This window comes from Sorangium sp. So ce1504 (genome assembly GCF_051521635.1).
Taxonomy (GTDB): Bacteria; Myxococcota_A; Polyangia; order Polyangiales; family Polyangiaceae; genus Sorangium; species Sorangium cellulosum_B.
Map to the genome: position 1 here is coordinate 2184886 of NZ_CP150365.1, position 25052 is coordinate 2209937.

General features: G+C 70.3%; 19 protein-coding genes. 9 read left to right on the plus strand and 10 right to left on the minus strand.

Annotation, left to right across the window (positions count from 1 at the left end):
• Positions 1–175: 175 nt before the first annotated feature.
• On the minus strand, positions 176–1036 hold the full coding sequence (locus WMF39_RS08405; protein ID WP_437745027.1) for an NAD(P)H-binding protein: 861 nt from the start codon (positions 1034–1036) through the stop codon (positions 176–178).
• Positions 1037–1209: 173 nt separating this feature from the next.
• Between WMF39_RS08405 and WMF39_RS08410 the strand changes: the two genes are divergently transcribed.
• The 7 genes from WMF39_RS08410 (at position 1210) to WMF39_RS08440 (ending at position 11385) form a co-directional block, all read left to right on the plus strand.
• Positions 1210–2148 carry a LysR family transcriptional regulator gene (locus tag WMF39_RS08410; RefSeq protein WP_437745028.1) on the plus strand — a complete coding sequence of 313 codons (939 nt, stop codon included), beginning with the start codon at positions 1210–1212 and terminating at the stop codon, positions 2146–2148.
• Between the two features lie 88 nt (positions 2149–2236).
• Complete coding sequence (locus tag WMF39_RS08415; protein WP_437745029.1) at positions 2237–4174, plus strand: RICIN domain-containing protein; 1938 nt, start codon at positions 2237–2239, stop codon at positions 4172–4174.
• A gap of 432 nt (positions 4175–4606) precedes the next feature.
• The gene (locus tag WMF39_RS08420) at positions 4607–4978 is read left to right on the plus strand and encodes a VOC family protein (protein WP_437745030.1); all 372 of its coding nucleotides are present in this window, start codon (positions 4607–4609) and stop codon (positions 4976–4978) included.
• 213 nt (positions 4979–5191) lie between these two features.
• A complete protein-coding gene (locus WMF39_RS08425) occupies positions 5192–6520 on the plus strand; it encodes an amidohydrolase (RefSeq protein ID WP_437745031.1) in 1329 nt (442 codons plus the stop codon).
• Positions 6521–7023: 503 nt separating this feature from the next.
• Positions 7024–8058, plus strand: a complete 1035-nt coding sequence (locus tag WMF39_RS08430; protein ID WP_437745032.1) for a DUF2278 family protein — start codon at positions 7024–7026, stop codon at positions 8056–8058.
• A 322-nt stretch (positions 8059–8380) separates the two neighbouring features.
• Positions 8381–10648, plus strand: a complete 2268-nt coding sequence (locus WMF39_RS08435) for a 5'-nucleotidase C-terminal domain-containing protein (RefSeq protein WP_437745033.1) — start codon at positions 8381–8383, stop codon at positions 10646–10648.
• Entirely contained in the window at positions 10645–11385 is a 741-nt protein-coding gene (locus tag WMF39_RS08440; protein ID WP_437745034.1) for a tetratricopeptide repeat protein, read from the plus strand. The genes WMF39_RS08435 and WMF39_RS08440 overlap by 4 nt, the downstream gene beginning before the upstream one ends.
• A 549-nt stretch (positions 11386–11934) precedes the next feature.
• On the opposite strand, the gene WMF39_RS08445 is transcribed toward WMF39_RS08440, so the two are convergent.
• The 9 genes from WMF39_RS08445 to WMF39_RS08485 all read right to left on the minus strand — a co-directional run bounded on the left by WMF39_RS08445 (position 11935) and on the right by WMF39_RS08485 (position 21988).
• A complete protein-coding gene (locus tag WMF39_RS08445) occupies positions 11935–13641 on the minus strand; it encodes an SIR2 family NAD-dependent protein deacylase (protein WP_437745035.1) in 1707 nt (568 codons plus the stop codon).
• A gap of 88 nt (positions 13642–13729) precedes the next feature.
• Positions 13730–15208, minus strand: coding sequence for a dihydrolipoamide acetyltransferase family protein (locus tag WMF39_RS08450; protein WP_437745036.1), 1479 nt, complete (start codon positions 15206–15208; stop codon positions 13730–13732).
• 3 nt (positions 15209–15211) lie between these two features.
• Positions 15212–16186: an alpha-ketoacid dehydrogenase subunit beta gene (locus WMF39_RS08455; RefSeq protein WP_437745037.1), complete on the minus strand. Its 975-nt coding sequence runs from the start codon at positions 16184–16186 to the stop codon at positions 15212–15214.
• 153 nt (positions 16187–16339) lie between these two features.
• Entirely contained in the window at positions 16340–17530 is a 1191-nt protein-coding gene (locus WMF39_RS08460; RefSeq protein ID WP_437745038.1) for a thiamine pyrophosphate-dependent dehydrogenase E1 component subunit alpha, read from the minus strand.
• A 203-nt stretch (positions 17531–17733) separates the two neighbouring features.
• Positions 17734–18303 (minus strand): tellurite resistance TerB family protein, encoded by a 570-nt coding sequence (locus WMF39_RS08465; protein ID WP_437745039.1) that lies wholly within the window; start codon positions 18301–18303, stop codon positions 17734–17736.
• A 161-nt stretch (positions 18304–18464) separates the two neighbouring features.
• Positions 18465–19607 carry a lipoyl synthase gene (gene lipA, locus WMF39_RS08470; protein ID WP_437745040.1) on the minus strand — a complete coding sequence of 381 codons (1143 nt, stop codon included), beginning with the start codon at positions 19605–19607 and terminating at the stop codon, positions 18465–18467.
• Between the two features lie 49 nt (positions 19608–19656).
• Positions 19657–20802: an S-methyl-5-thioribose-1-phosphate isomerase gene (gene mtnA / locus WMF39_RS08475; protein ID WP_437745041.1), complete on the minus strand. Its 1146-nt coding sequence runs from the start codon at positions 20800–20802 to the stop codon at positions 19657–19659.
• The gene (locus WMF39_RS08480) at positions 20803–21135 is read right to left on the minus strand and encodes a hypothetical protein (protein ID WP_437745042.1); all 333 of its coding nucleotides are present in this window, start codon (positions 21133–21135) and stop codon (positions 20803–20805) included.
• 10 nt (positions 21136–21145) lie between these two features.
• On the minus strand, positions 21146–21988 hold the full coding sequence (locus WMF39_RS08485) for an SDR family oxidoreductase (RefSeq protein WP_437745043.1): 843 nt from the start codon (positions 21986–21988) through the stop codon (positions 21146–21148).
• An 845-nt stretch (positions 21989–22833) separates the two neighbouring features.
• Between WMF39_RS08485 and WMF39_RS08490 the strand changes: the two genes are divergently transcribed.
• Both WMF39_RS08490 and WMF39_RS08495 read left to right on the plus strand, forming a co-directional pair.
• Complete coding sequence (locus WMF39_RS08490; protein WP_437745044.1) at positions 22834–23979, plus strand: CAP domain-containing protein; 1146 nt, start codon at positions 22834–22836, stop codon at positions 23977–23979.
• A gap of 233 nt (positions 23980–24212) precedes the next feature.
• A complete protein-coding gene (locus tag WMF39_RS08495; protein ID WP_437745045.1) occupies positions 24213–25022 on the plus strand; it encodes an alpha/beta hydrolase in 810 nt (269 codons plus the stop codon).
• Positions 25023–25052: the final 30 nt, after the last annotated feature.

Sequence of the window (25052 nt, forward strand, 5' to 3'; positions counted from 1 at the left end):
CAGGGAGCGCTCGCGAGGCGCCTCGCTGCGGAGGAGGAGCGCCGCGCGAAGCCCCGTGCTCCCACGCGACCCGGTGGCGTGACGAAGCACCGGGAGAATAGGTTATTGATATGGGCGTCGCTTTTTCAGGGGACTTTCGCTGCGCCGACCTGCTCTTCGAGGTCCCCCCCCTGCCTCAGCGTGACAGGCGCGCCGTCAGGTACTGACGCATGGACATCGGCGCTCGGCCGAGCAGGCGCTCCAGGGTCGGATCCACCGCGGCGAACTCGCGCTCTCGGCTCGCCGCGAACATGCCCAGGAAGAGGTCCGCCCGGTGTTCAGGGGCGCCGTGAGACACCATCTCTGCCCTGAACGCGTGATCGCTGACGGTCACCCGCGTGATCGAGCGCCCGATGAGCTCCGAGGCGATCGCCGCGATGTCCGCGAGGTCGAGGGCCGCGGAGGCGGTGAGCGGCGGTGTCAACCCGTCGAGGCGCGCCTCGTCGGTCAGCGCGATCACCGCCGCGTCGGCCAGGTCGCCGTGCTCTGTCCACGAGACCGGACCGTCTTCTGGCGCGACGAGCTTGCCCGTCTCGAGCGCCCGCTCGAGGAGCATGAGCGCGGACGCCGCATAGAACCCGTTGCGAAGCGAGGTGAATGCGATCCCCGACCTTTGCAGCGAGGCCTCGGTGGCTGCGTGGTCGCGCATGGGCTCGAAGCGGGACGCCGGGTTCGAGCCCATGTGGCTCGTGTAGAGGACGCGGCGGGCGCCCGCCGCGCGCGCCGCTTCGAGCGCGGCTTCATGCTGGCGCACCGCGGTCTCGCCTGCGCTGTTGATGGAGACGATCAGGACATGCGAGGCGCCCTCGAAGGCGTGGCGCAGGCTCGCGGCGTCGTCGAAGGCCCCCCGGCGCACGCGGACGCCGCGCTCGGCGAGCGCGCTGGCCTGCTCCGGGTCGCGGACGCTGACGCCGAGCCGAGCGGCGGGCACGCGCTGAAGGAGCCGCTCCATGACGGCTCGGCCGAGGTGACCGTTGGCTCCAGTGACGATGATCATGACAACCTCCTCCTGCGTTCGGCGCAGCGACCCTGCGCGGTCATCCCAAAGATCACGCGGGCGCGGCGCTCCGTGCCCCGCGTGGCCCGGTGACGATGGGCTTCTTCACGTCGTCGAGCCTAGCGGCGGCCGCCGGAGCGCATTAGTGTGCCTGGAGGGAAGGGACTGTTGTCGTGGACGCACGAATCGATCTGGACCTGAACGACGCCGCGCTCCTCGTGCGCGTCGTCCGGACGCGCAGCTTCTCGGCTGCAGCCCGCGAGCGCGGCGTGCCGGTCTCCACGGTGAGCCGGCGCATCGCGCGGCTCGAGTCCGCGCTCGGTGTCCGGCTCCTCGAGCGAACCACGCGGCGGCTCGATCTGACCGAGGCCGGGCGCGCGTACTTCGGCCACGCCGAACGGGCGATCGACGACCTCACGCAAGGCACGCATCTCGTCCGCGAGCTCCAGAGTGAGCCGCGCGGACGCGTGCGGATCGTGGCGCCGATCACCCTCGGCGCCGCGGTGGCGAACGTCGTCTGCACCTATCTCGCGAAGCACCCCCGCGTGTCGGTCGACCTCGAGATCGATTCACGGCGGGTCGACCTGATCGCCGGGGGCTTCGACATCGCGATCGTCCCGGGCCACGTGGAAGACACCACCGACTTCGTGGCGCGAGAGCTCTGGCGGGCGACGCGGAAGCTGCTGTATGCGAGCCCGCGTTACCTCGAGGCGCGGGGCGTTCCCCAACGGATCGAGGACCTCGCGCGTCACGATTGCATCGCGGTGCACGCGACGGACGGAATGGCCACATGGACGCTCGGGCAGGGGCGCCGGAGGCGACGCGTCGCCTTCGAGCCCCGCTTCTATGTGAGCGAGTCCTCCGCCGCCTACCGCGCGACGCTCGCGGGCGTCGGCATCGCGATGCTCCCGGAGGTGTTCTGCGCCGAGGACGTGGCCGCGAAGCGCCTCGTCCGCGTCCTCAAGGGCTACGAGGCCGAGGCCGGCGGCGTCAGCCTCCTCTATCGCGCGCATCGCGCGCTGACGGCCGCCGTCCGGACCTGCATCGACCACCTCCTCGGGGAGCTGCCGGCGACCGACCCGGCGCGTGCCGGCCGCAGCCGCCGCGAGTAGGTTGCGAAACCGATGCCGATGTCGGCCGTAACTGGACCTGACGGCGCGATCGCTCGCCTGGGCGAAGGAAGCCGCAAGGGAGGAATCCATGATCCGTTCCAGAGTCGGCCTGGTGTTCTCGCTCTCGACGCTCGCCCTCGGAGCTGTGCAAACAGGTTGCGAGAGCCCCGACGTCGAGCCGCTCGATGACGTTTCGTCGACGTCCGAGGCGCCCGCCGCGCGTACCGGGTTCATCGCCCTGACCCCGATCTCCGCGGACAGGACACCGGTCCTCCATCACCTCGCCGGCGAGCTCCAGGCGACGTCGGCGCAGAGCGCTCTGGACTCGCTCCGCTCCGGCGCCGCCGAGCGCAGCGACCTCCTTCGCCGAACGGGCGCGGTGATCGCCGACATGGACGAGCTCGGTGAGGCGGATCTCGCGATGTATCGGTCGCTGGTCAAGGCCGCGAGCGAGGCCGGGGTCCCGTTCGTCTTCGAGAATGTCCGCGACTCGGCGCGCATGGCCGCGGTGTTCGGCTACGGCGTCGCGGGCGATGTGGCGATCGTGGAGCCATCGCGCGGGGGAACGAGGTTCGACATCAAGCTCTACGGGAACATCGAGGCGACGCCGGTGAGGTCCCCCTCCGCCACGATCAAGGTGAGCCACGAGGCCGCTACCTTGTTCCCCGAGGAGCTGGCGGCGCGCGCGCCGGACCGTGAGCTCGCCGGGCAGGCCGCGGAGGGCGCCACGCCCACGCCCGGTCCGTCACGCGAGGACGTCGCGGCCCAGGTGGCGGCGCGCATCCGCACGCTCGCGGCTGCGCCCATCGTGCAGCCGTTCGCCCTCTCCGTCGCGAGCGCGGCCCCTCCAGGCACCTACCGCCAGTTCATCGTGAACGGCTCCTCGTGGTGGACCGTCCCCGGCACCTCGCAAGTCGCGACCCTGGATCTGAGCTACGAGGTCGAGCTCGTCGCTTCGACCACGCCCAACAACAAATTCATGGTCATCACCGGCGTGGGCGCGGGCGCAAACCCGGGGCCGCTGAACACGAACAGCAACTTCAACCGGGGCTATTACCAGCAGCAGCTGAACGTCAGCGTCGTGCCTGGCAGCACGGCGCTGAGCCCGTACGCCCACGTGCCCAACTCCCCGAACGGGCAAAACTCGTTCACGCGCTCCGTCGGCTGCAGCGTCGGCGCGCAGGGGGGCACCGACGCGGCCAGCGCCAGCTTCTCGTGCAGCTTCCAGGACAGCGCCACCGTGTCCTTGTCCGACTTCACCGCGATCGATCAGAGCACGGGGCTGACGTCGGCCTGGAGCTACCGGATGACCTCGGCGCAGGGCTATCCGTACTGGAACCCCGTCGACCTCGTCGACCAGTGGACCGGGACGCTCCACACGCTCCCGTTCCTCGCGGTCTCGACCCTCCAGCCGACGTATCAAACCGTCTATTCCGCGCCGAGCTCGTTCAACGGCAAGGTGCCGCTCTCCGTCACGCACACCCAGGTGCTCCAAGGGATCTATGTCGACTGGAACTTCTTCTACGTCCAGGCGCATCCCCAAGGCTACTCTGTCTCCCCCAAGCTCGACACGACCGTCGACTTCGGGAGCGTGAGCAGCACCAACCCGGCGGTGACCTTCACCAACCAGAACAGCGGCCTCAACATGGACGTCTATTACTCGGAGACGACGCCGCTCTCGCCGATCATTCAATGGCCTGCGACCGGCAACCCCAACCAGAGCTTCGAGCTCATCCCGACGGGTGACCCGGACGGGAGCGTGTTCATCAAGCCGAAGCACAGCGGGCTCTGCTTCGACATCTATTACTCGAGCCTCGAGGACGGCGCCGAGCTCATCCAATACACCTGCACGGGCAACCCCAACCAGAAGTTCGTCCTGCGGCCGGTGGGCGCTTATCGGTCGATCATGAACGTGAACAGCCAGAAGTGCCTGAGCGTCGAGGATGCCAGCACCGCGGGGTATGCGCAGATCGTTCAGGAGCCCTGCAACACCGCGCTCCCCGAGCAGCTGTTCCTCCCGCGCTGAGGCGCGCGGCGCTACCCTGCTCCCGATCGAGCAGCGGGAGGGGGGCGCTCCCGCGCTCGCCGGAGCCCTCGCCGCCGGTGCCGAGCGACCTGACCCACCGCCCAGCGCAGCGTTGCCGCAGGCGCCTCCGGCCGCCCGGCGCACCGCCCCCGCCTCTCCCCGGCCGGCCGTTCCCCTGCTGCTCCCTGGTCCCCGGGCACGCCTTCCCACCCCGCCTCGACCAGGATACGCTCGTGGTGCTCTTACGTTTGCGTCCAGGCCGGGACGTCTCCGTCCAAACGTGGTCGTAGGAGATCGGGCTTTTCCACCGGCCAGCGCGGCCCGCGAGCAGTGTCGTGGGTCGCCTGGAAGCGAGACCCGCTCCGGTCACTGGAGCGCGGAGGAGCACGGCGGGCCAACGATGACGAACCATTCCAATGAACGGAGAGATCGATGATCGGATATGTCACGCTGGGCACGAACGATCTGGAGCGCGCCGCTCGTTTCTACGACGCCTTGCTGGGCGGGCTGGGCGCGACGCGGCTCTTGCAGATCGAGCGGTTGATCATCTGGGCGGTGAAGCCGAACGCGCCCGCGCTCGCCGTCGCCCTGCCCTTTGACCACCAGCCGGCCACGGTCGGCAACGGGGTGATGGTCGCGCTCGTCGTCGATAGCCCGGCCAAGGTGGACGCGCTCCACAGCAAGGCCCTGGAGCTGGGTGGCAAGGACGAGGGCGCGCCGGGGCCGCGCGGACAGAGCTTCTACGGGGGATATTTCCGCGACCTGGACGGCAACAAGCTCAACTTCTTCACCATGGTGCGCTGAGCTCCACCCGCCGGCCCGTCTTCCGCAGTCGGCCCGCGCAGCGCCGCGAGGCGGCGCTCGTCTCTCGAAGCAACCGCTTGGAGCAGGCCCACGACGACCCCGCCTGCGTGCGGCGGCGTTCAATGTGTACGCTCGCGCGGCGCGCCGTCACGTCCGTAGTGAATACGCAGCACGGGCCTTGAACGCTCGCGCAAAGAATGATGTAAGAACATCATGCCCGCGCTCCTCGTCAAGACCGTCGATGTGATCACCCTGAACGACGCGGGCGATGTGCTCTGCGGGGTCGACATCGCCATCGAGGGCGGCTCGATCGTGGCCGTTGGCGAGGCGCCCCCCGGCTTTCTTGCCGACGAGGTGCTCGACGGCACCGATCTCATCGCCTTGCCCGGCTTCTGGAACGCGCACACGCACGCAGCCATGACGTTCGAGCGGAGCTTTGCAGACGATCTGCCGCTCGATCGCTGGTTCAATGAAAAGATATGGGTCGCCGAGCGCGCACTCACCGCGGACGACGTGGAGTGGGGCGCCTATCTCGCCGCGGCCGAGATGATCCGGAGCGGCACCGTCGGGTTCGCGGACCACTACTTTCACATGGATCGCGTCGCCCGGATCGTCGAAGAGAGCGGCCTGAAGGCGCTCCTCGCGTGGTGCGTCTTCGGCCTCTCCAGCGAGGTCGGGACGGATCTCGCCGGGGCCGTGGATTTTGCCCGCCGCTTCCAGGGCGCGGCCGGCGGCCGGATCAAGACGTGCCTTGGCCCGCACGCGCCGTACACCTGCCCGCCGGAGTTCCTCAAGACCGTCGGCGAGACGGCGCGCAGGGAGGGCATGGGCGTCCATATCCACCTCTCCGAGAGCGAGGAGCAGGTCGAGATCTCGCGGAAGCGCCACGGGAAGACGCCCCCCGCGCAGCTCGACGCGGTCGGCCTCCTCGACGTGCCCGGCCAGAAGCTCGCCGCCCACTGCATCGCTGTGACCCAGGAGGACATGGCGATCCTCGCCGCCCGCGGCGTGAGCGTCGCGCAATGCCCCGGCTGCCACATGAAGCTCGGAATGGGGGTGACGCCCGTCCCCTCGCTCCTCGCCCATGGCGTCAACGTGGCGCTCGGCACCGACGGCCCTGCCTCGAACAACAACCTCGACATGCTCGAAGAGGCGCAGCTCGCGGGCCTCTTGCAGAAGGCCCACCTCCGCGACGCCGAGGCCCTCCCCGGCGACACCGTGCTCCGCCTGGCCTCACGGAACGGCGCGCGGGCCCTGGGCTTCGAGGCGAGCGGCGTCATCGCCCCGGGCGCCGCGGCCGACGTGATCCTCTTCGATTCCCGCCGCCCTCACCTCCGGCCTCGCAATAGCCTGGTCGGCAACCTCGTGTATTCGGCGAGGTCCAGCGACATTCGCCACTCGATCATCGCGGGCCGGCTCGTCATGAAGGACCACGAGCTCCTCACGCTCGACGAGGAGCGAATCCTCTGGGAGGCGGAGCGCCGCGCGTTCGCCATGCTGGGCCGCGCCCGGGGCACGGCGCTGCGCGAGTACCGCGGATAACGGCTCCCTCCGGCCATGAGACGATTGTGGGTCGACCGTGAAGGCGAACCGCGCCGGCAGCGGTCCGGCCGACCTCGAACACGGCCCCGGCGAGATCCGTCGCGGCCGAAATCGACTCGAAGCGGGCCTTCCGCCGCGCGAGCGAATCCATGATGAATTTGATGTACCTGTAAGTAGCGTGCGCCTCGGCTCGGCGCTGGCCGCTCGAGAGATGATGGGGTTCCGGCGTCGGCTCCCTGGCGTTCCGCTGCATGGACCATTGCGTGACAGGGCGGCGGAATTTCCGAGTCCGCGGGCAGTTCAGTCTTGACTTCAAAAAAATGACGGCTTCACATGGTGTAGAAGGCGCTATCGCGCGTTCCATTCAACACCCGTCGGTCACCGGCTCCAAGGGGGAGCGCATGCCGGATGATTCATCACCATTCGAAGCAGTGAAGTAGGGTTTTGATACTATCTCACAGGCGGGCACCGGCCGTGCTCAGCCGATGGATGCGGGAGGCAACATGCCGCTGAAGAGCTATGGCGTATTGAAGGGTACAGTGATCGATCGGCGTTTCGCGTCGGGAGCGAACCCGCACTATCAGATCCACGTCGTGGACGACACGATAGACTATCGCATCGCGGTCAATGTGCAGTCGCAGGACGGCTCCCAGGTCGAGTATGTCGTCAAGTCCCATTTTGCGCACCCGCTGCTTCAAGAGATCCACGAGCTGAAGCCGGGCTTTCATCCGCTGGAGAGCAAGCCGGGCGGGCTCGGGCTCGACTTCATCCGGGGGAACCTCGTGGATCGGACGGAGTTCGTTCCGCTGCCATTCTCCGCCCCGGGCCCTGACAACGACCTCAACGAGAAGCTCGACCACTACGTGCAGCGGGCGATGGCCGACGAGACGGCGCTCCTGTACGCCTTCGGGGAGCGCTGGGGCCCGGAGAACGGGAAGAAGGACAAGATCTTCGGCTTCCTGCCGGGAAACGGCATCCACGATATCCACATGAACCAGGGCAACGACGCCCGCTTCAAGAAGGACGACGGTGTCTGGCAGGACGGCGGCCTCCTCATCCACTTCCCGCGTGGGGACCAGTGGGTCGCGATCTTCCTGAAGTTTCAGACGCAGGCGTGGCACACCGATGACCAGACAGGGCACACGCTCGACATCCCGGTATCCGGACCGCCGTCGGACGTGGCAGGTGGAGGCGGTGGGCTCCCCACGGTGGAGCAGCCCGACGGGATCGTGCGGATCGTCGCCGCCCTCGTGAACGACGCGCGCACACCCGAACGGGAGACCGTCACATTGGTGAATACGTCGAACCGGAAGATCAACCTCGCTGGCTGGTCGCTGGCCGACAAGGCCAAATCGAAGATGGCGCTCACCGGAGAGCTTCAGCCAGGTGGGCTGACGACGGTCGTCGTCCAGGCTCCGATGGTCCTCTCCAACAAGGGCGGGCTCATCACGCTGCTCAACGCGGAAGGGCTGAAGGTCGACGGCGTGTCCTATACGAAGCAGCAGGTGAGCAATCCCGGCTGGACGATCGTGTTTTGAGGCCACGCGGTCGTTCGCGCGTGGCGAGCGTTAACGAGACTGTTACCAGCCGTCCATCGGATTGACGCAGCGGCGCGCGGAGGGCGGAGGGCGCGCCGTTCAAGCGTTCTTCCGCCGCATCGCCTCTCCGGTGCTGTTGACATGGCGAGCAGCTCATCGTAGCCCTTGATCCGGGCGTGCATCGGTGCGAAAACTCGACCGCCTCGACTCGATATGGCTGGTTGCGCGCGAAGAGGCATCGGCCGATGCGGCGCTCGGAAAGGTGTTCACGATGACAGGTCGAGTCGGACGGATAGCGTCGGTTTCCTCGCTGATTCTGGCCATGACCGCGCTGACCGCGTGCGGCGATGACCAGGGCGGCACGGGCTCATCGACCTCCAGCTCCAGCTCCTCCTCCAGTTCCTCAGGCTCAGGCGGCAACGGGGGAGGCGGGTCGGGAGGAGGAGGCGGGGCGGGAGGAGGCGGCGAGCAGGGGGGAGGTGGCTCGGGAGGCGGCGAGCAGGGGGGCGGCGGCTCGGGAGGGGCGCCCGCGACGCCGAGCGGCGCCACGGCCGACCTCGCGCTGCTCGAGACCACCGATCTCCATACCAACATCCTCGGCTTCGATTACTTCAAGCTGGTCGCTGAGCCATCGATTGGCCTCGAGCGCACCGCGACCCTGATCAACCAGGCGCGGGACGAGTTCTCGAACACTCTCCTGATCGATAACGGCGACACGATCCAGGGCACTGTCCTCGCCGACCATCAGGCGCTCGTCGAGCCGATCGCGTGCGGCGAGACGCTGGCCATGTACAAGGCCATGAACCACCTCGGGTTCGACGTCGGCGGGATCGGCAATCACGAATTCAACTTCGGCCTCGCCTTTCTCTCGCAGGTGACCCACACCCCGTTCGACGTCGACGGGCTCGATCTCGCTGCGTCGGCGGACTGCGAGGGCCCTCGGTTCCCGCTGGTGAACTCCAACGTCTTCAGCCTGAAGACGAGCGAGACGCTCTTCCCGAAGACCGTCCTCGTCGAGAAGACCCTCACCGCGACGGCGCCGGGCGGCGGCGCCATCGAGAGCACGGTCAAGGTCGGTTTCATCGACGTCACGCCGCCGACGATCCTGAGCTGGGACAAGAAATGGCTCGAGGGCAAGGTCTTCACGAAGGGGGTGCAGGAGGTCGCGGCCCCGCTGGTGGACGATCTCCGCTCCAGGGGGGCCGAGCTGGTCGTCGCCATCGTCCACGGCGGCCTCGACGACTCGCCGTATACGCCCACCCTCGAGAACCAGGCGTGGCACCTCGCCCAGGTGCCCGGCATCGACGCGATGCTCATGGGCCATTCGCACCAGATCTTCCCCAACCCGAGCAGCACCGTGGCGCAGTTCAGCCTGCCGGAGGTCGACAAGGACGCGGGCACGGTCGGCGGCGTCCCCGCCGTCATGGCGAATTTCTGGGGCCAGCACCTCGGTGTCATCAAGCTGGGGCTCACCCACGACGGCGAGGGCTGGACGGTCGACAAGGCGAAGACGGTCGTCGAGGCCCGGCCGATCGCCACGACCTGCAAAGGGGGGCTCCCCGAGGCGTGTGATGCGATGGAGCGCTGGCGCACGGGGGCGTCCTGCGCGTTCGCGACGCTCTGCGACGCGCAGCCGGACAAGACGAAGGTCCTCGTCGCGGCCGACGCTTCCTTCGCGCCGCTGCTCGACGCCGAGCACCAGGCGACGGTCGCCTACGTCAGGACGCCCATCGGCACGAGCGATTTCGCGATGTCGTCGATGTTCGCCGACGTGGGGGACGCCAGCGCGATCCAGATCGTGAACCAGGCCCAGGCCGACTACATCGCCCGCTACATCGAGGAGAACCTGCCCCAGTACGCGTCGCTCCCCGTGCTCTCGGTGAGCGCGCCGTTCAAGTCCGGCTTTCAGGGCGGCAACGACTACACCGACGTGCCGGCGGGGAGCATCGCAATCAACAACGCGGCCGATCTCTACCTGTACGCGAACACGGTCCAGGCGGTGAAGGTCACCGGCGCGGACATCCTCGACTGGCTGGAGAGGGCCGCGACGCGCTTCAATCCGATCGATCCGAGCAAGACGGAGCCGCAGCCGCTCATCAACAGCGCGATGCCCGGATACAACTTCGACATGTTCACGGACAGCAGGATCACGTACGAGATCGACGTGACCCAGCCGCTCCCGCCCGCGGGGATGAAGGCCAGCGGCCGGATCAAGAACCTCCAGTGGAACGGCGAGCCCATGGATCTGGCCGCGGAGTTCATCGTGGCCACGAACAACTACCGCGCGAGCGGCGGCGGCAGCTTCCCTGGCCTCGACGGCTCGAAGACGATCTACGCCGCGCCGGACACGAACCGCGACGTGCTCATCACGTACATCAAGAAGGTCGAGAACCTCACGCGGGCCCAGAACGGCTCTGCCCGCAGCTGGCGCTTCGCCCGGGTCACGACGATGGGCCCCGTGACCTTCACCTCGGCGCAGAACGCGCTTCCGAAGGCGGAGGCCGCCGGGCTGACCAACCTCTCGCTCGTCGCGCAGGATGACGGCAGCGGCAAGATGCTCTCGGTTTACTCCATCGACCTGAGCCGGTGAGCGCCCCGCGTCCCGTGCGGCTCGCTGTGCTTGTCGGCGGCGTCCTCGTGCTCGGCGGCGCCGCCGCCCTGTCCCTTGGAGGGCTGCGCGAGGGCGATCGTCCCGAGGCGGACCGCCCCATGGCCGCCGCGGCGCCCTCGCCGCCGTCGCGCCCTGGGGCGCCGCCCCCGAGCGGCATGGAGGCTCGGGCGCTCGGCTTTCGCCTGCTCACGCTCGCGGATCCCGGGGAGGTCCTCGCCGGGATGGATTCACTCGCGCGGGCGGCCGAGCAGGGAGACGTCGAGGCGCAGGTCTCGCTCGGAAGGATCTACCTGAAGGGGCTTCCGTCGGTCCCCAGGGACGCGGCGCGCGCCCGCGCCTGGCTGCTGCGAGCAGCCCCCTCCCAGCACCCGAGCGCGGCGTATTTCCTCGGCGTGATGAGCCAGAACGGCGATGGCGTGAAGGCGGACCCCGCGGAGGCTGCGCGCTGGTTCGAGATCGCGGCGCGCGGAGGATCGCCGGACGCGATGTTCCTGCTCGCCAATGCGTATCGCGCGGGCGCCGGCGTGCCGAGGAACGACAGAAGAGCCGTGGAGCTCTACGAGAGCGCTGGCGAGCGGGAGCACCCCGCCGCGCTCCAGGCGCTGGCGATGGCCTATCGCTATGGTGAGCTGGGGCTCGAACCCGACGAGGCCGAGAGCCGCCGGTACACGATGGAAGCCGAGCACGCCATCCAGCACCGGCAGGCTCCTCCGTAGGCGGTAGGCCCCTGAGGAAGCGTCCGTTGACGATGCACCGCCTTCCAGACGCCGCGTCCGTTGCTCGAACCAGCGTGCGAACCCCTCGGCGGCTGCAACGAGCCCGGCCCGCGACACCTCCACGCCGCGGCCCATGTGCCCGGGTAGCTCGCGAGAGAGGATGCGAACCGAGCCGCCGGGCGGACAGAGGACGAATGCTTTGCACCCGGCGAGCTGCTCGCCCCAGTTGGTCAGGAAATCGTGGGCGCTCCAGAACGTCCAGTCCCGGCGGCGCTCCTCGGCCGTTCGGGTATCGGGCACCTCGACGTCTCCGTGATGGCCGTACAATAACCCGTCGAGGAAGTTCCAGGCAGCGATGTCGTCCAACCCGGCCAGCTTCTCGGACCACAGGCGGTCGAGGTTGGGGGGCAGCCGGCGAAAGGGGAGGTAAGCCGGGTACAGCGCACAGTGCGACTCCCCCTCCTGGAGCAGGACGCGTCATCGCAAGAAGGGGTGGCGCCGCCCGACGGCCCCGCGCCCGGGCGGGGCGCGCTCGTCCGAGGCTCCCGATCACCGAGCGAGCCAGGTGCTGACAGGGGCGATGACGCGCTCGCTGAACGCCTCCTTGTCCAGCGCGGCGCCGAGATCGACGCGGAGGTAGCGGTAGGTGCAAGGGCGCCCGCCGGCGTCGAGATCGTGATCGTTTCCGTCGTAGAGGGTGTCCTCCTGTCCGCTCAAGGACGACCAGATCTGGTTCCACGGCAGGTTCCGAACGGAGGAGCGCATCAGGCTGATCTGCAGCTCGGAGCCCGCCGCGCGCGCGTCGCCGAAGCGCGTCGGATCCGGCTCTCCACCGCCGTCGCGCGTGAAGCCCGTGTCCGACACGACCTCGAGGACCACGCTCCGCGAGGTGCTGGCCGATGACTGCCAGACGAGCTGGAGGCGATACGCAGGCAGGAAATCCCAGGCCCAGTACTTGCGCCGGAAGAACTCCGAGGTCGATTTCGGGTGACGCGAGAACAGGGACGGGTCCCAGCGCTCGAACGTGAGCCCGATGCCCGCGAGCGCATCGGACAGCTCTGCCAGCCGATCGAAGACGCGGCGCTGAACCTGGTGGACGAGCCGATAGCTCTGCCTCACGAGCGCCATGTCCATCCCGACGTCCCCTGCGGTCGTCTCGAAGCTTCGAGGCGTCGCGGCGGCGGCGGGCGGGGCGGGCGCCGCCTCGGTGAGGAGCGCTCGGTGTGCGACCCGGGTGACGGGAGGGACCATCACCTCGACCTCGTCGGCGAGGAACGCGAGGGGCCCAGCGGGGGCGGGGGACGGGGCGGCTGCCACCTCGAGGCGCGCGGTGGGCCGAGGGGCGCCCGCCATGAGCGGCGGCGGCGTGGTGGGCTCCCGGTTCCCGGCGGAACCGAGGGCGTGGACCAGCGCCACCAGGGGATCACCGAACTCCTCGAACGTCAGGAACTCGATGCAGCTCAGGTCCCTCAGGCGCCGCTGGGTGTCGCGCAGCTCGCGCGCCCGAACGAGCATGTAGTGCGGCCCTGCGGCGCCGCCGAATGCCTCGTGGACCCACGCGATCTGGTTGCCGAACATCGCGTCGTCGAGGCTGAAGCCGACGAACAGGAAGGTGCGCGCCGCGAGCAGGTGGCGCAGCGCCTGCAGCGCGCCGCGGTAGCGCACCTCGTCCTCCTGGCTCGGGTACAGCTCGCGGTAGCCGTCCGGCGTCAGGATCAGCCGCTGCGGCTGCTGGATGAAGCCGTGCAGGTGCCAGACCGTCGGGCGATCGATCTCGTCGCGCAGCATGGCGGACAGCTCCGCCGTCGCGTCGACGCTGATCTGCACGAGATCGTTCGGATCGTCGAGCGCGTAGCGGAGGATCTGATCGTAGTTGGTCGTGATCACCAGCCTGCTCGGCAGCTGCCAGACGGCGCGCGCGAGCGACAGAGATCCGGTGTCGATGCGATTGCCCGGCGGATCGAGCACCTGGCGGAGGTAGCGGTACCAGCCCGGCCCCATGCCCTCGCGCGCGTGCCGGGCCGCCTCGAAGTAGTCGGGCGCCCGCTTCTCCAGCAGCCCTTCCACGACGTTGGCCTCAGGCCGCTTGCCGTCCTCGCGGAGGCGCGCGGCTGCCCCGAGGAGCAGGTCTCCCCAGCTGGGGAACATCCGCTTCCCGTTCCGGTCCAGCGCGGCCATGGACACGCCGGCGCCGACGAAGGGCACGACGAACCGGTCGCGCAGCGCGTCCTCGAGGGTCTTGGGAATCGCGATCACGGCGCGCGATGTTGCCGGTTCCGGCCCCGCGCGACAAGCCGTGGGCGCATCGCTGCCGCGCGCGGCCGCCGCTGCGCGCAGCAGCCGCTCAGCTCATCTCCAGGAACAGCCGATCCGGATCCTCCAGGTACCCGATGATCTCGTAGGCGAACGCCGCCCCCACGTGGCCATCGATGATCCGGTGGTCGAACGACAGCGACACCAGCATCACCTCGCCGATCACGATCTGCCCGTCGCGCACCACCGGCTTCTGCTTCATCTGGTGGATACCCAGGATCGCGACCTCGGGGAAGTTCAGTATCGGCGTCGCGAACAGCCCCCCTTGCTGGCCGAGCGACGTGATCGTGAACGTCGAGCCGCCGAGATCCTCCGGCTTCACCCGCCCCGACTTCGTGTCCTCGCCGAGCCGCGCGATCTCCTGCGCGATCTCCAGCACGCTCCGGCGATCCGCGTCGCGCACGACAGGCACGATGAGCCCGGCCTCGGTCGCGGACGCGATGCCGATATGATAGCTCTTCTTGACGACGATCTCCTGCGCGGCCTCGTCGAAGGCGCTGTTCAACGTCGGGTGCTTCTTCAGCGCCGCGACGACGGCCTTCACGAAGAAGGGCAGGAAGGTCAGCTTGACGCCCGCCTTCTCGGCCAGCGGGCGCAGGCGCGCGCGGCGCTCCTTCAGCGCCGAGACGTCGCACTCCTCGACGAAGGTGAAGTGCGCCGCCGTGTGCTTCGACCGCGACATCGCCTCGAAGATCCGCTTGCGCACGCCCCGCAGCGGGATGCGCTCGTCGCCCGGCGCCGAGGGCAACCCCCGTCCGCGCTCCGCCTCGGGCCGGGCCGCCCCGTGCCCGCGGTCCTCCTCGAGCCGCCCGGCCGCCGCGCGCTCCCCCGCGTCCAGGGGCGCCGCCGCCCGGTCATGCCCCGGATCGAACACCATCGGAGCCGTCGCGGGCTCCACCTCCGGCGCCTCGAGCGCCCGCACGTCGTCCTTCGTCACGCGGCCCGCCGGGCCGGTCGGCGGCACGCGCCGCAGGTCGACCCCGAGGTCGCGCGCCAGCTTGCGCGTCGCGGGCGTCGCGAGCGGCTTCTCGTTGAAGTAGGCCGCCGCGCGCGCGCCCGCGCCGATGCTGCCGTTCGCCCACGCCGACCGCGCCGGCGCCACCAGGTTCATCCCCGGGAGGTCCTCCCGGATGTCGCCGACCGCCGTCGCCGCGGGCTCCGCAGGGCCGGACTTCGCGGCCGGCGCCGCGGGCTCGGCGGGTCCCGCATTCGCCGCTGCCTGGCGCACCCCCGCCCCCGACGCGGGCGGCGGCGCCGCCGCAGGCCGGTCGTCGAGGTCGAACACGACGAGCACCGAGTGGACCGGGACGACCCCGCCCACCTTGCCCCGCGTCTCCACGATCCGGCCCGTGCGCGGCGACGTGATCGTCACCGTCGCCTTGTCGGTCATCACCTCGACCATCGGCTGGTCCTCGGCGACCATGTCACCCGGCGACACCAGCCAGGTCACGATCTCGCCCTCGGTGACGCCCTCGCCGATGTCCGGAAGCCTGAACTCGTACTTGCCCATGCGTCAGTACCTCGCCGTCTCCAGGATCGCCGGAAGGATACGATGGGAAAGGGGGAGATACTCGTTCTCGAGGGTGTACGGGAACGGGGTGTCGAAGCCCGTGACCCGGAGCGGCGGCGCCTCCAGGTGGAGGAACGCCTTCTCGTTGACCAGCGCGACGAGCTCGCCCCCGAGGCCGCAGGTCTTCGGCGCCTCGTGCACAACGATGAACCGGCCCGTCCGCTTCACCGACTCGATCACCGTGTCGATGTCGAGCGGCCACAGCGTGCGCAGGTCGATCACCTCGCACTCGACGCCCTGGGCGGCCGCCTGGTTCGCCGCGTCGAGCGCCTCGTAGAGCATCGCGCCCCAGACCACGAGCGTCACGTGCCAGCCCGGCCGGACCACCTTCGCCTGGCCGAGCGGGACCGTGTACTCTCCGTCGGGGACGTCGCCCTTCGCGGCGCGGTAGATGCGCTTCGGCTCGAAGAACAGCACCGGATCCGGGTCCCGGATCGACGAGAGCAAGAGCCCCTTCGCGTCGGCCGGGTTCGACGGGCACACGACCTTCAGGCCCGCCACGTGGATGAACTGCGCCTCGGGCGACTGCGAGTGGTAGTGCCCGCCGCGGATGCCGCCGCCGAACGGCGTCCGGATGACCAGCTTGGACGGGTACTCTCCCCCCGAGCGGTAGCGGTACTTCGCCAGCTCGGACACGATCTGGTCGTACGCGGGATAGATGAAATCGGCGAACTGGATCTCCGGGATCGGCACGAGCCCGTAGAGCGCCATCCCGATGGCCGTCCCCACGATCCCGTTCTCCGAGAGCGGCGTGTCGATCACCCGGTCGTCCCCGAACTCGTCGAACAGGCCCTGGGTCACGCGGAACACGCCGCCGACCTTGCCGACATCCTCGCCGAGCACGACGACCCGCGCGTCCCGCCGCATCTCGTGGCGTAGCGCGTCGTTGATCGCCTGGACCATGTTCATCTGAGGCATGCTCTTCGTCTCCGTCTCTCGGCCAACAGGTGGGGGTACAACCTCACCGGCGCCCCGGCCCCCCGGGGGTCCCCGCCGATCACGGGCAGCGGCGCCACCCCCGCCGCGCCGCCGTCCGGCGAGCCGCCACGCCGACGCCGCCGTCCACGCTGCCTAGTGGCCGCCGTGGCCCTTGGGCCTCGGGCCCGCCTTGAGCTGCTCCCGCTGCTCCACGAGGTGCCAGGGCGGCTCCGCATAGACGTCCTCGAACATCGAGTCGAGCGGCGGCGGCGGGACCTTCTCCGAGACCGCGATGCAGGCCTTGACCTCCGCGTCGACCGCCGCCTCGATCTCGCGATCCTGCGCCTCCGTCCAGCCCTGGGTGCGCTCGACGTGCCGCCGGAGCCGCGCGATCGGATCGAGCCGGCGCCACGGGTCGAGCCACGCGTCGGGGCGGTACGCCTTCGGGTCGTCGCTCGTCGAATGGCCCGACAGGCGGTACGTCATCGCCTCGATGAGCGTTGCGCCCTCGCCGCGCGAGGCGCGCGCGATCGCGTCGCGCGTCACCTTCACGACGGCGAACACGTCGTTGCCGTCGACCCGCACCCCGGGGACGCCGTAGGCGACGCCCTTGCTCGCAAACGTGTTGCTCGACGTCTGGCGCTCGGTCGGCACGCTGATCGCCCAGCCGTTGTTCCGGCAGAGGAAGATGACCGGCACCTTGAACACGCCAGCGAAGTTCAGGCCGCTGTGGAAATCCGACGAGCTCGTCGCGCCGTCGCCGAAGTAGGCCAGCGTGACGAGCTCGTCGCGCTTCAGCTTGGCGGCCCACGCGAAGCCCACGGCCTGGGTGATCTGCGTGCCGATGGGCGAGCTCACCGAGCCGAAGTGGCCCTCGCGGTAGGTGTAGTGGTCCGGCATCTGCCGCCCCTTCACCGTGTCGTTCGCGTTGCCGAACATGTTGTCGATGTACCGCTGGAGCGGCAGCCCTCGCCAGAGCGCCGCCCCGAACTCGCGGTAACACGGGAACACCCAGTCCTGGGGCCGCGTCGCGGACACGCTGCCGAGGACCGCAGCCTCCTCACCCAGCGAGCCGATGTGGAACCCGATGCGCCCCTGGCGCTGCAGCGCCACGAGCCGCTCGTCGAGCAGGCGCGTGCGCATCATGGCCTTGTAGAGGGCGATCACCTCCGATGGCTCGAGCTTCGGATCGTGCGCGGGGTCGAGCGAGCCGTCGTCGCGCAGGACCTTGATCACGTCGTCGGCACACGTATCGAGCGGGTGCCGCGCGACGGCAGCCTGCGGCTCGAGGCTTGCCCCTGAGACGTTCGGCGGGCGGTCGGTGGAGTACGTCGCGGTGCTCATCGGTTCGCGGGACACTAACCAAAGGCGCTGCCCGAGACCAGTGCCCAGACGCGGCGTACGCTCATTCGCTTTACGCGTGACGTTGAGGTGACGTTGACTCGTCGCAGCGATCGCGCTCGGGGTTTGACTCGCCGCGGCGAGCTCGAACCCGCGCGCGCGCTGATGCGCGTCTCCCGCCGTACGCGGCGGCGCGGATGTCCACGCTAGACGTTCACGGGCTCGGCTGCCTGCGCGAGGGCCTCGTCGACGGCGGCCACGTCGAGCTTGAAGCCGCGCGCGAGCTGCTCGAGCACGCCGTGCTCCTGCGCGCTCACGCCGCCGGAGGCGTGCGCCATGGAGGCCGCCACGCGGAGCACCTCGCGCTGGTGCTCGGTCCGCGCGATCGTGCGGGCGACCATGCTGATGCGCTTCTCCAGCCCGTCCTCGGCCAGCATCTCGCCGAGATCCGCGAGGAGCGCCTCGAGCTGCTTCTCGTGGACGAGGTTCTGGCAGGCGCCGGCGACGATCGCCTGGAAGCGCCCGCGCTCCTCGTCGTCGAAGTGGCCGTCGGCGTTCGCGACGAGGAACGCGGCCTCGATGATCGTCTCGAAGAGCGCCACCGCGGCGGGATCGAAGCCGGTGGGCATCGTGATGTCTTCGATGGGAGGGCGCGCGCTGTAGGCCCTCGCGGCCTGGGCCAGGATCGACGCCACGCGCACGCGGGGCGTCTCCGAGCCGAGGCGCGAGGCGCCTGGAGTGATGCCGCCGAGGCGCCTGTTGATGGGAGCGGACATCGTGGTGTTGGACCCTCCTGCCGTCCAATACGCTCGGCCAAACGCCGGGAAGCGTCAAGGCGCTTGCGCCTGCCAGCCCCGGGGCTGCGGTCCCCGCGGTGAATGCGTTCAGCCTCTCATTCAACCCGCCCCGCCCGTCTCCGAAGCGGGTGGGCGCCGCTCTAGCGGCGGACGAGGGAGGCTGCAGGAACGAGCCGCGCGGGGCTCGCCGACGGCGTCGCTGGGGCGACGGGCGGACGGGGCTCGTCCGGATCGAGCTCTGCGGTGAGGCGGGCGGCCTCGCGGCGCGCCACGGCGAGGCGCTCCTCGAGGAGCGCCTCGATGGCTGCCGGGCCTGCGGGATCCTCGCCGGCCGGGGAGGCGCCGGCGGGCAGCGCCGCGCCGCCTCGGTCCATCAGGCTGCGGACGAAGACCTCGGCCGCCTTGTAGCTCGACCGAACGAGCGGCGCGCTGGCGGCGTAGAGGAAGCCCATCTCGAGCGCCGCGCGCTCGAACGCGGCGAACGTCTCGGGCTCGACGAAGCGCTGCACGGGCGCGTGCTTCGAGGAGGGGCGGAGGTACTGGCCGATCGTCACGATGTCGACCCCGGCCTCGCGCAGATCGCGGAGCGCCTCCAGGACCTCGTCGTCGGTCTCGCCGATGCCGACCATGACCGAGCTCTTGGTGAGCCGCCGCGGCGCGGGCGCGCCGGCCTCCGCGGCGTCGGCGGCGAGGCGCCGCTGGCGCTCCTTCGCGCGCCGGAGCACGGCGAGCGACTGGTCGTAGCTCGACCGGACGTCGCGGATGACGCGCGTGATGCGGCGGACGACCTCGACGTTGTGGGCGAAGACGTCGGGCCCGGCGTCGACCACCATGTCGACGGCGCTCATGTGGCCCTGGAAATCGCCGACAAGCGTCTCGATGAGCAGGTCGGGCCGGAGCGCGTGCAGGCGGCTCACCGTGCGGGCGACGTGCTCGGCGCCGCCGTCGAGCAGGTCGTCGCGGTTGACCATCGTCATCACGACGTACTGGAGCGAGAGCCGGGCGATGGCGCGGGCCACGTGCTCCGGCTCGCGCACGTCGACCGCGCCGCGGGGATCGCCCGTCGTGACCGCGCAGAAGCGGCAGCCGCGCGTGCACACGTCGCCGAGGAGCATCACCGTCGCGGTCCCCTCGCGCCAGCACTCGCCGACGTTCGGGCAGCGCGCCTCCTCGCAGACCGTGTGGAGATCGAGCTTGCGGAACGTCTCCTTGAGGTGGTGGTACGTGTCACCCCCGGGAGCGCGGACCTTGAGCCATTCAGGTTTGGGCGAGAACTGCGCCATCAGGGGTGTCCTTAGCCCATGCGGCGGGGGAGCGCGAGGGGGAGGTGCGCTAGCCGGACGGCGGCGCGGGCGGCACGGAGCGGCTGATCTCGCGCGTCGTCAGCTTGCCGCGCTCGGTGAAGACGGCCGTGACGAGCTCCGCGGGGGTGACGTCGAAGGCCGGGTGCCGGACGGGCACGCCGGGCGGGACGACGCGGCGGCCGCCGACGACGGCGAGCTCGTCACGGCTCCGCTCCTCGATCGGGATCGACGCGCCGCTGTCGGTGGCGAGGTCGATCGTGCTCCACGGGGCGGCCACGTAGAACGGGATGCCGTGGTGGCGCGCGAGGCAGGCGAGGCCGTAGGTCCCGATCTTGTTCGCGACGTCGCCGTTCCGCGCGATGCGGTCGGCCCCGACGACGACGGCGCCGATCTCGCCCTTCTGCATGAACCACGCGGCCATCGAGTCGGAGATCACCTCGACGGGGATGCCGTCCCGCTGGAGCTCCCAGGCGGTGAGGCGGGCGCCCTGGAGGTACGGGCGGGTCTCGCACGCGAGCACGCGGAGCGCCTTGCCCTCCTCGATGGCGGCGCGGATCACGCCGAGCGCCGTGCCGTAGCCGCCGGTCGCGAGCGCGCCCGCGTTGCAGTGGGTGAGGACCGTGCCCGACTCCGGCAGGCGCGCGGCGCCGGCGCGGCCCATCTGGTGGCAGGCGGCGACGTCTTCCCGGTGGATCTCGCGGGCGAGCTCGGCGAGCTCCCGCGCGCGCTCCTCGCCGCGGCGCCCGGCGTTCTGCAGGGCCGCGGCGATCGCGCGCCGCACCGCCCACCCGAGGTTCACGGCGGTGGGCCGGGCCGAGGCGAGGTGCTCCCCCGCCGCCCGCATGGCGGCGACGTAGCTGGAGGCGCCCTCGTCGCGGGCGGCGCGCGCGGCGAGCGCCATCCCGTACGCGGCGGCGATGCCGATGGCCGGGGCGCCGCGGACCGCCATGGTCCGGATGGCCTCGGCGACGCCGGCGGAGTCGGTCACGGTAAGGTAGCGCTCGCGCTCGGGCAGCTCGCGCTGCTCGAGGAGGAACACGCGGTCGTCGCCCTGCGCCAGCTCGACGGCCGAGTAGTCGGCGCCGGAGAGGGCCGCGGCCGGCTCCCAGGGCGGCGCCGGCCGCACGCCATCGCCTGGCCTCGGTGTCTGCTCTGCTTCGAAGCTCGTGCCCATTCAGCGCCTCCCGTTCGAGCGTGACGGCTCCCCTGGCGATCCGTCTTCCGGCCCCCGCGCCTCGGCGCTCGCGGCGAGCCGGCCGCGGATCTCCTCCGCGACGGTCGCGAAGTCCTCCGCCGCGTCGGCCTTGCGGCCCGCAAGGTAGGCGCGGAGCGCGTCGGCGGCGAGCAGCGCGAGGCTCGCGTTGATCCCGCGCGCCGTGAGCGCCTCGATCACGTCGCCGTTCTTGAGCAGCGTCTCCAGGTCGTCGAAGACCGCGGCGAGCTCTGGCCCGGGATCGATGCCGCCGCCGGCGGCGGGGCGCGTCTTCTTGTCGTCCTCGCGGGTCACGGGTCGCGCCTCATGGGTGTTTGGTGGTCGTCGCCTTGGGGATCGCGGTGAAGGGGAAGTGCGGCGGCTCCACGCCGGGCACGCACTGGTACTTCGAGAAATCGGTGACGCCCTCCTCGCGGAGCAGCGCCTCGTCGATCCACGCCTTGCCGCGCCGTGCCGACGGCTCGCGCGAGAGCAGCGCGAGCGTCGCGTCGGCGAGGATATCCGCCTTGCGCCAGAGCTCCGGGCCGCCGAGGCCGAAGTTGATCGTGGCGAAGCTCTCGATCGCGGTCGCGGGCCAGAGGGCGTGGGCCGTGATGTTGTGCTCCGCGTACTCGCCGGCGATGGCGTCGGCGATCATCGTCATGCCGAATTTGGAGACCGCATAGGCCCCGTGGTGGGCGCAGGCCTCGGCGTCGACGGGGGGCGACATCATGATGATGTGGCCGTATTTTTGCGCGATCATCTGGGGGAGGACGGCCTGCGAGAGGGCGAACGACGCGCGCACGTTGATGCCCATGATGAGGTCGAACTTCTTCATGGGTGTGTCCACGACGTCGGCCCACCAGAGCGCGCCCGCGTTGTTGATGAGCGCGTCGATGCGCCCGAGGCGCTCGACGGCCGTGGCGACGGCGCCCCTGCAGGCCTCGTCGTCGCGGACATCGAGCTTGATGGGCAGCGCGCGGCGGCCGAGCTGCTCGACCTCGCGGGCGACGTCGTGGATCGTGCCCGGGAGGCGCGGGTTCTCGGCGACCTCCGTCTTCGCGGCGACGACGATATCCGCGCCTTCTCGCGCGCAGGCGAGGGCGACGACCCGTCCGATCCCGCGGGAAGCTCCTGTGATGAAGACAACGCGGTCCTTGAGGCGCATGGTCGGCGGTCATAGCACAGGAGCCGCCGCGGGTGCGGCCTCGCGGTTCGCAGTCGAGCGGCCGTGCTGCGGGGTCGCCGCGCTGTCATCGGGGCGTCAGGCCGTCGGGGCGCCTTTCCACCTTCCCACGAGCGCGGCAGCCGGCCTGCCGCGCGGAGGAGATGGCGCGCGCGTACGGCGGGAGGCCACATCCACCACCACCCCGCGTGACGCAGGGACGAGCTCTGCCGCGGACGTGAGCGGGCGAGGGCCCTCAGGCGAGCGGCGTGGCGGTGCGGGGCGAGGAGCGGGGGAGTCGCGCGGAATTTCATGGGCGTTCGATTGACCTGCTGCCGACATGCGGCCTGTGGCTCCCCGCGGCGCGCGTCGACGCGCGATCCACGGCGGGCGGAGGCGGAGGCTCGCAGGGTGTCGTCGCCCCCACGTGCTTCTGATCGCGGTCTGTCGTCGGACACGGACACCCACCCTTCGGACCAGGGGAGATGTTGTGTCCTGATGGCTCCATGTCTCACACCGTCTTTGCGTGAAGAAATCCTGTGTCGTCGAGCTCCGGGGAGCTCGGTTTCATGGGTCTTGAAAAGATCCAGCGATCCGGCGGCAAATCATGCGTGCCAGAGTGTTTCGTATCTGGACATGCCCGCGGTCAGGTGACACCGTGGTGTGAGCGAATCGAAGGGAGGCGCTGCGCTGCGTGGGATCGCGCTGTGCGCTACTCCGCCCCCTGAACAACGCTGTACTGGGGTGGCCCGTCGAGGTGTCGTGTGCCCCGGCGTACGTGCTGGCGCGAGCCGCGACGCAGGGGCGGGCCGAGCTCGGACGGGCCCAGAGAACCAAGGAGCATGCATATGAGCGCTTTGCACAGGACGCTTGTCCTCGCCTTCATCGCTGGCTGTTCTGCAGTCGGCTGCCTCGCCTCGACCGAGGTCGACGAGGAGCCGTCGGCGGAGCTGTCGGAGGACCAGTCCTCGCCGCTCGCGGGGGCGGTCTGCGATACCGCGTCGGAGGGCTCGGATGTGGAGCTCTCCTGTCCTGCCGGCGAGGTCATCACGGCGATCCAGTTCGCGAGTTATGGCAGGCCGCGCGGCGTCTGCGGCGGCTACGCGGCCACCTCGTGCAACGCGCCGACGTCGAAGGCCGTCGTGGAGCGCGCGTGCCTCGGAAAGGCGAGCTGCGCCGTGCGGGCGAGCAACGCGACCTTCTCCGGTGATCCGTGCAGGAGGACCGCGAAGCGGCTCTACGTGCAGGCGGCGTGCGGCCCCGCGCCGGGCAGCGGCGCGGGCGGCTCGACGAGCGGCACCGGAGGCGCGGGTGGCGCGGGTGGCGCGACGAGCGGCACCGGAGGCGCGGGCGGTGCGGGAGGCTCGACGAGCAGCACCGGAGGCGCGGGAGGCTCGACGAGCAGCACCGGAGGCGCGGGAGGCTCGACGAGCAGCACCGGAGGCGCGGGCGGCTCGACGAGCGGTGAGGTCTGCGGCAATGGGGTTTGCGGCGCGGGCGAGGACTGCTCGAGCTGCTCGAGCGACTGCGGCGCATGCCAGGTGTGCGGCGGCGCCGGGCCCAGCACGACTCCGCTCGACACCGAGGAGCAGGCGTTCCTCACCATCATCAACCAGTATCGCGCGCAGAACGGCCTCGGGGCGCTCTCGGGCTGCACCTCGATGAACCGCGCTGCTCAGGGGCACAGCGAGGACATGCGCGATCAGAACTACTTCTCGCACACGAGCCTCGACGGCCGGACGCCCTGGACCCGCATGTGCAACGCCTGCTACGAGCTCGGCTGCGGGGGCACCGCCATGGCCGAGAACATCGCCGCTGGCAACTCGACGGCCCAGGCGACGTTCACCCAGTGGAAGAACTCGGACGGCCACAACAAGAACATGCTCGGCTCCGCCTACAAGGTCATCGGCATCGGGCGGGCGACCGGAGGCGGGACCTACGGGTCCTACTGGACCACGGTGTTCGGCGGCAGCTCCGAGGCGAGCTGCAATTAGGCCAGGCACCCGCGGCGGCGGCCGCCTGCTCGCAGCAGCGTGTCACGCGTGAGGCGTTCTGCCATGGCGGGGCGGCGCGACCCGGGAGCCGAGATGGCCCGGGCCGCGCCGCGCTCCACAGCCGGAGAGCAGCGGCCGAGTGGCGGCCCGGCGATTGCTTTGAGCTTCGGACGACGGAACGGTGGTGTGCTCGGAGCAAACGAGCTGCGCCGGTCATCCGTCTCGAAGCTCTCATGGCGGAACACATCATCTATCTCCTCGGTCCTTATCGAATTCCCGGCTTCCAGGGGGAGCGCAACGTCCGCGTCTACCTGCCCAGCGAGGGGGCGCCCGCCGGGCCGTCGCCTGTGCTCTTCCTGTTCGATGGGCAGAACGTCTTTCACGACGACCCGTCCTACAGCGGCGGCTGGCACCTGCACCAAGCGGTGCGCGATCTCTCGGGCCGAGGCTTCGTGGCGCCCGTCCTCGTGGGGATCGATCACGGCGGGAGCGAGCGGCTGACCGAGCTGTCGCCGTTCCCGGGCGACGGCAGCGACGGGAGGCTCGACGACTTCCTCGGCTGGATCACCTCCGAGATCGTGCCGGCCGTACAGGAGCGCTTCGCGGTGCGGCGCGACCCGGCCGGCACGGCGATCGGCGGCTCGTCCATGGGGGGCCTCGCGGCGCTCTACGCCCATTTCCGCCGCCCCGACGTGCTCGGGGCCGCGCTCTGCATGTCGCCGTCGCTCTGGTTCGCCGAGCGGAAGATCTTCGACTTCATCGCCTCCCAGGCCGTCCCGGCGAGCTCGCGGCTGTACGTCGACGCCGGCGCGCAGGAGGACGACGGCTCGGTGCTGCGCGACGCCGCGCACCTCGTGGATCACCTGCGCCAGCGGGGCTACGGCGAGGTCGACCTGCTCTTCTGCCCGGACGAGGACGGGACCCACTGCGAGGACGCGTGGCGCCGGCGCGCGCCGGGGGCGCTGCAGTTCCTGTTCGCCGAGGCCGCAGGGGAGCAGCAAGGGGGCGCCGGGTCGCCGGCGCGGTCGGAGCGGGCGGCCTGAACGGCCGTGCGCCGGCGGGGCTCGATCGCG

Coding starts and splice junctions, on each gene's coding strand:
- WMF39_RS08490 (WP_437745044.1), top strand. CDS start 22,834: ATGAGCGCTTTGCACAGGACGCTTGTCCTCGCCTTCATCGCTGGCTGT.
- WMF39_RS08455 (WP_437745037.1), bottom strand. CDS start 16,186: ATGCCTCAGATGAACATGGTCCAGGCGATCAACGACGCGCTACGCCAC.
- WMF39_RS08430 (WP_437745032.1), top strand. CDS start 7,024: ATGCCGCTGAAGAGCTATGGCGTATTGAAGGGTACAGTGATCGATCGG.
- WMF39_RS08460 (WP_437745038.1), bottom strand. CDS start 17,530: ATGAGCACCGCGACGTACTCCACCGACCGCCCGCCGAACGTCTCAGGG.
- WMF39_RS08495 (WP_437745045.1), top strand. CDS start 24,213: ATGGCGGAACACATCATCTATCTCCTCGGTCCTTATCGAATTCCCGGC.
- WMF39_RS08415 (WP_437745029.1), top strand. CDS start 2,237: ATGATCCGTTCCAGAGTCGGCCTGGTGTTCTCGCTCTCGACGCTCGCC.
- WMF39_RS08425 (WP_437745031.1), top strand. CDS start 5,192: ATGCCCGCGCTCCTCGTCAAGACCGTCGATGTGATCACCCTGAACGAC.
- mtnA (WP_437745041.1), bottom strand. CDS start 20,802: ATGGGCACGAGCTTCGAAGCAGAGCAGACACCGAGGCCAGGCGATGGC.
- WMF39_RS08465 (WP_437745039.1), bottom strand. CDS start 18,303: ATGTCCGCTCCCATCAACAGGCGCCTCGGCGGCATCACTCCAGGCGCC.
- WMF39_RS08420 (WP_437745030.1), top strand. CDS start 4,607: ATGATCGGATATGTCACGCTGGGCACGAACGATCTGGAGCGCGCCGCT.
- WMF39_RS08435 (WP_437745033.1), top strand. CDS start 8,381: ATGACCGCGCTGACCGCGTGCGGCGATGACCAGGGCGGCACGGGCTCA.
- lipA (WP_437745040.1), bottom strand. CDS start 19,607: ATGGCGCAGTTCTCGCCCAAACCTGAATGGCTCAAGGTCCGCGCTCCC.
- WMF39_RS08485 (WP_437745043.1), bottom strand. CDS start 21,988: ATGCGCCTCAAGGACCGCGTTGTCTTCATCACAGGAGCTTCCCGCGGG.
- WMF39_RS08405 (WP_437745027.1), bottom strand. CDS start 1,036: ATGATCATCGTCACTGGAGCCAACGGTCACCTCGGCCGAGCCGTCATG.
- WMF39_RS08450 (WP_437745036.1), bottom strand. CDS start 15,208: ATGGGCAAGTACGAGTTCAGGCTTCCGGACATCGGCGAGGGCGTCACC.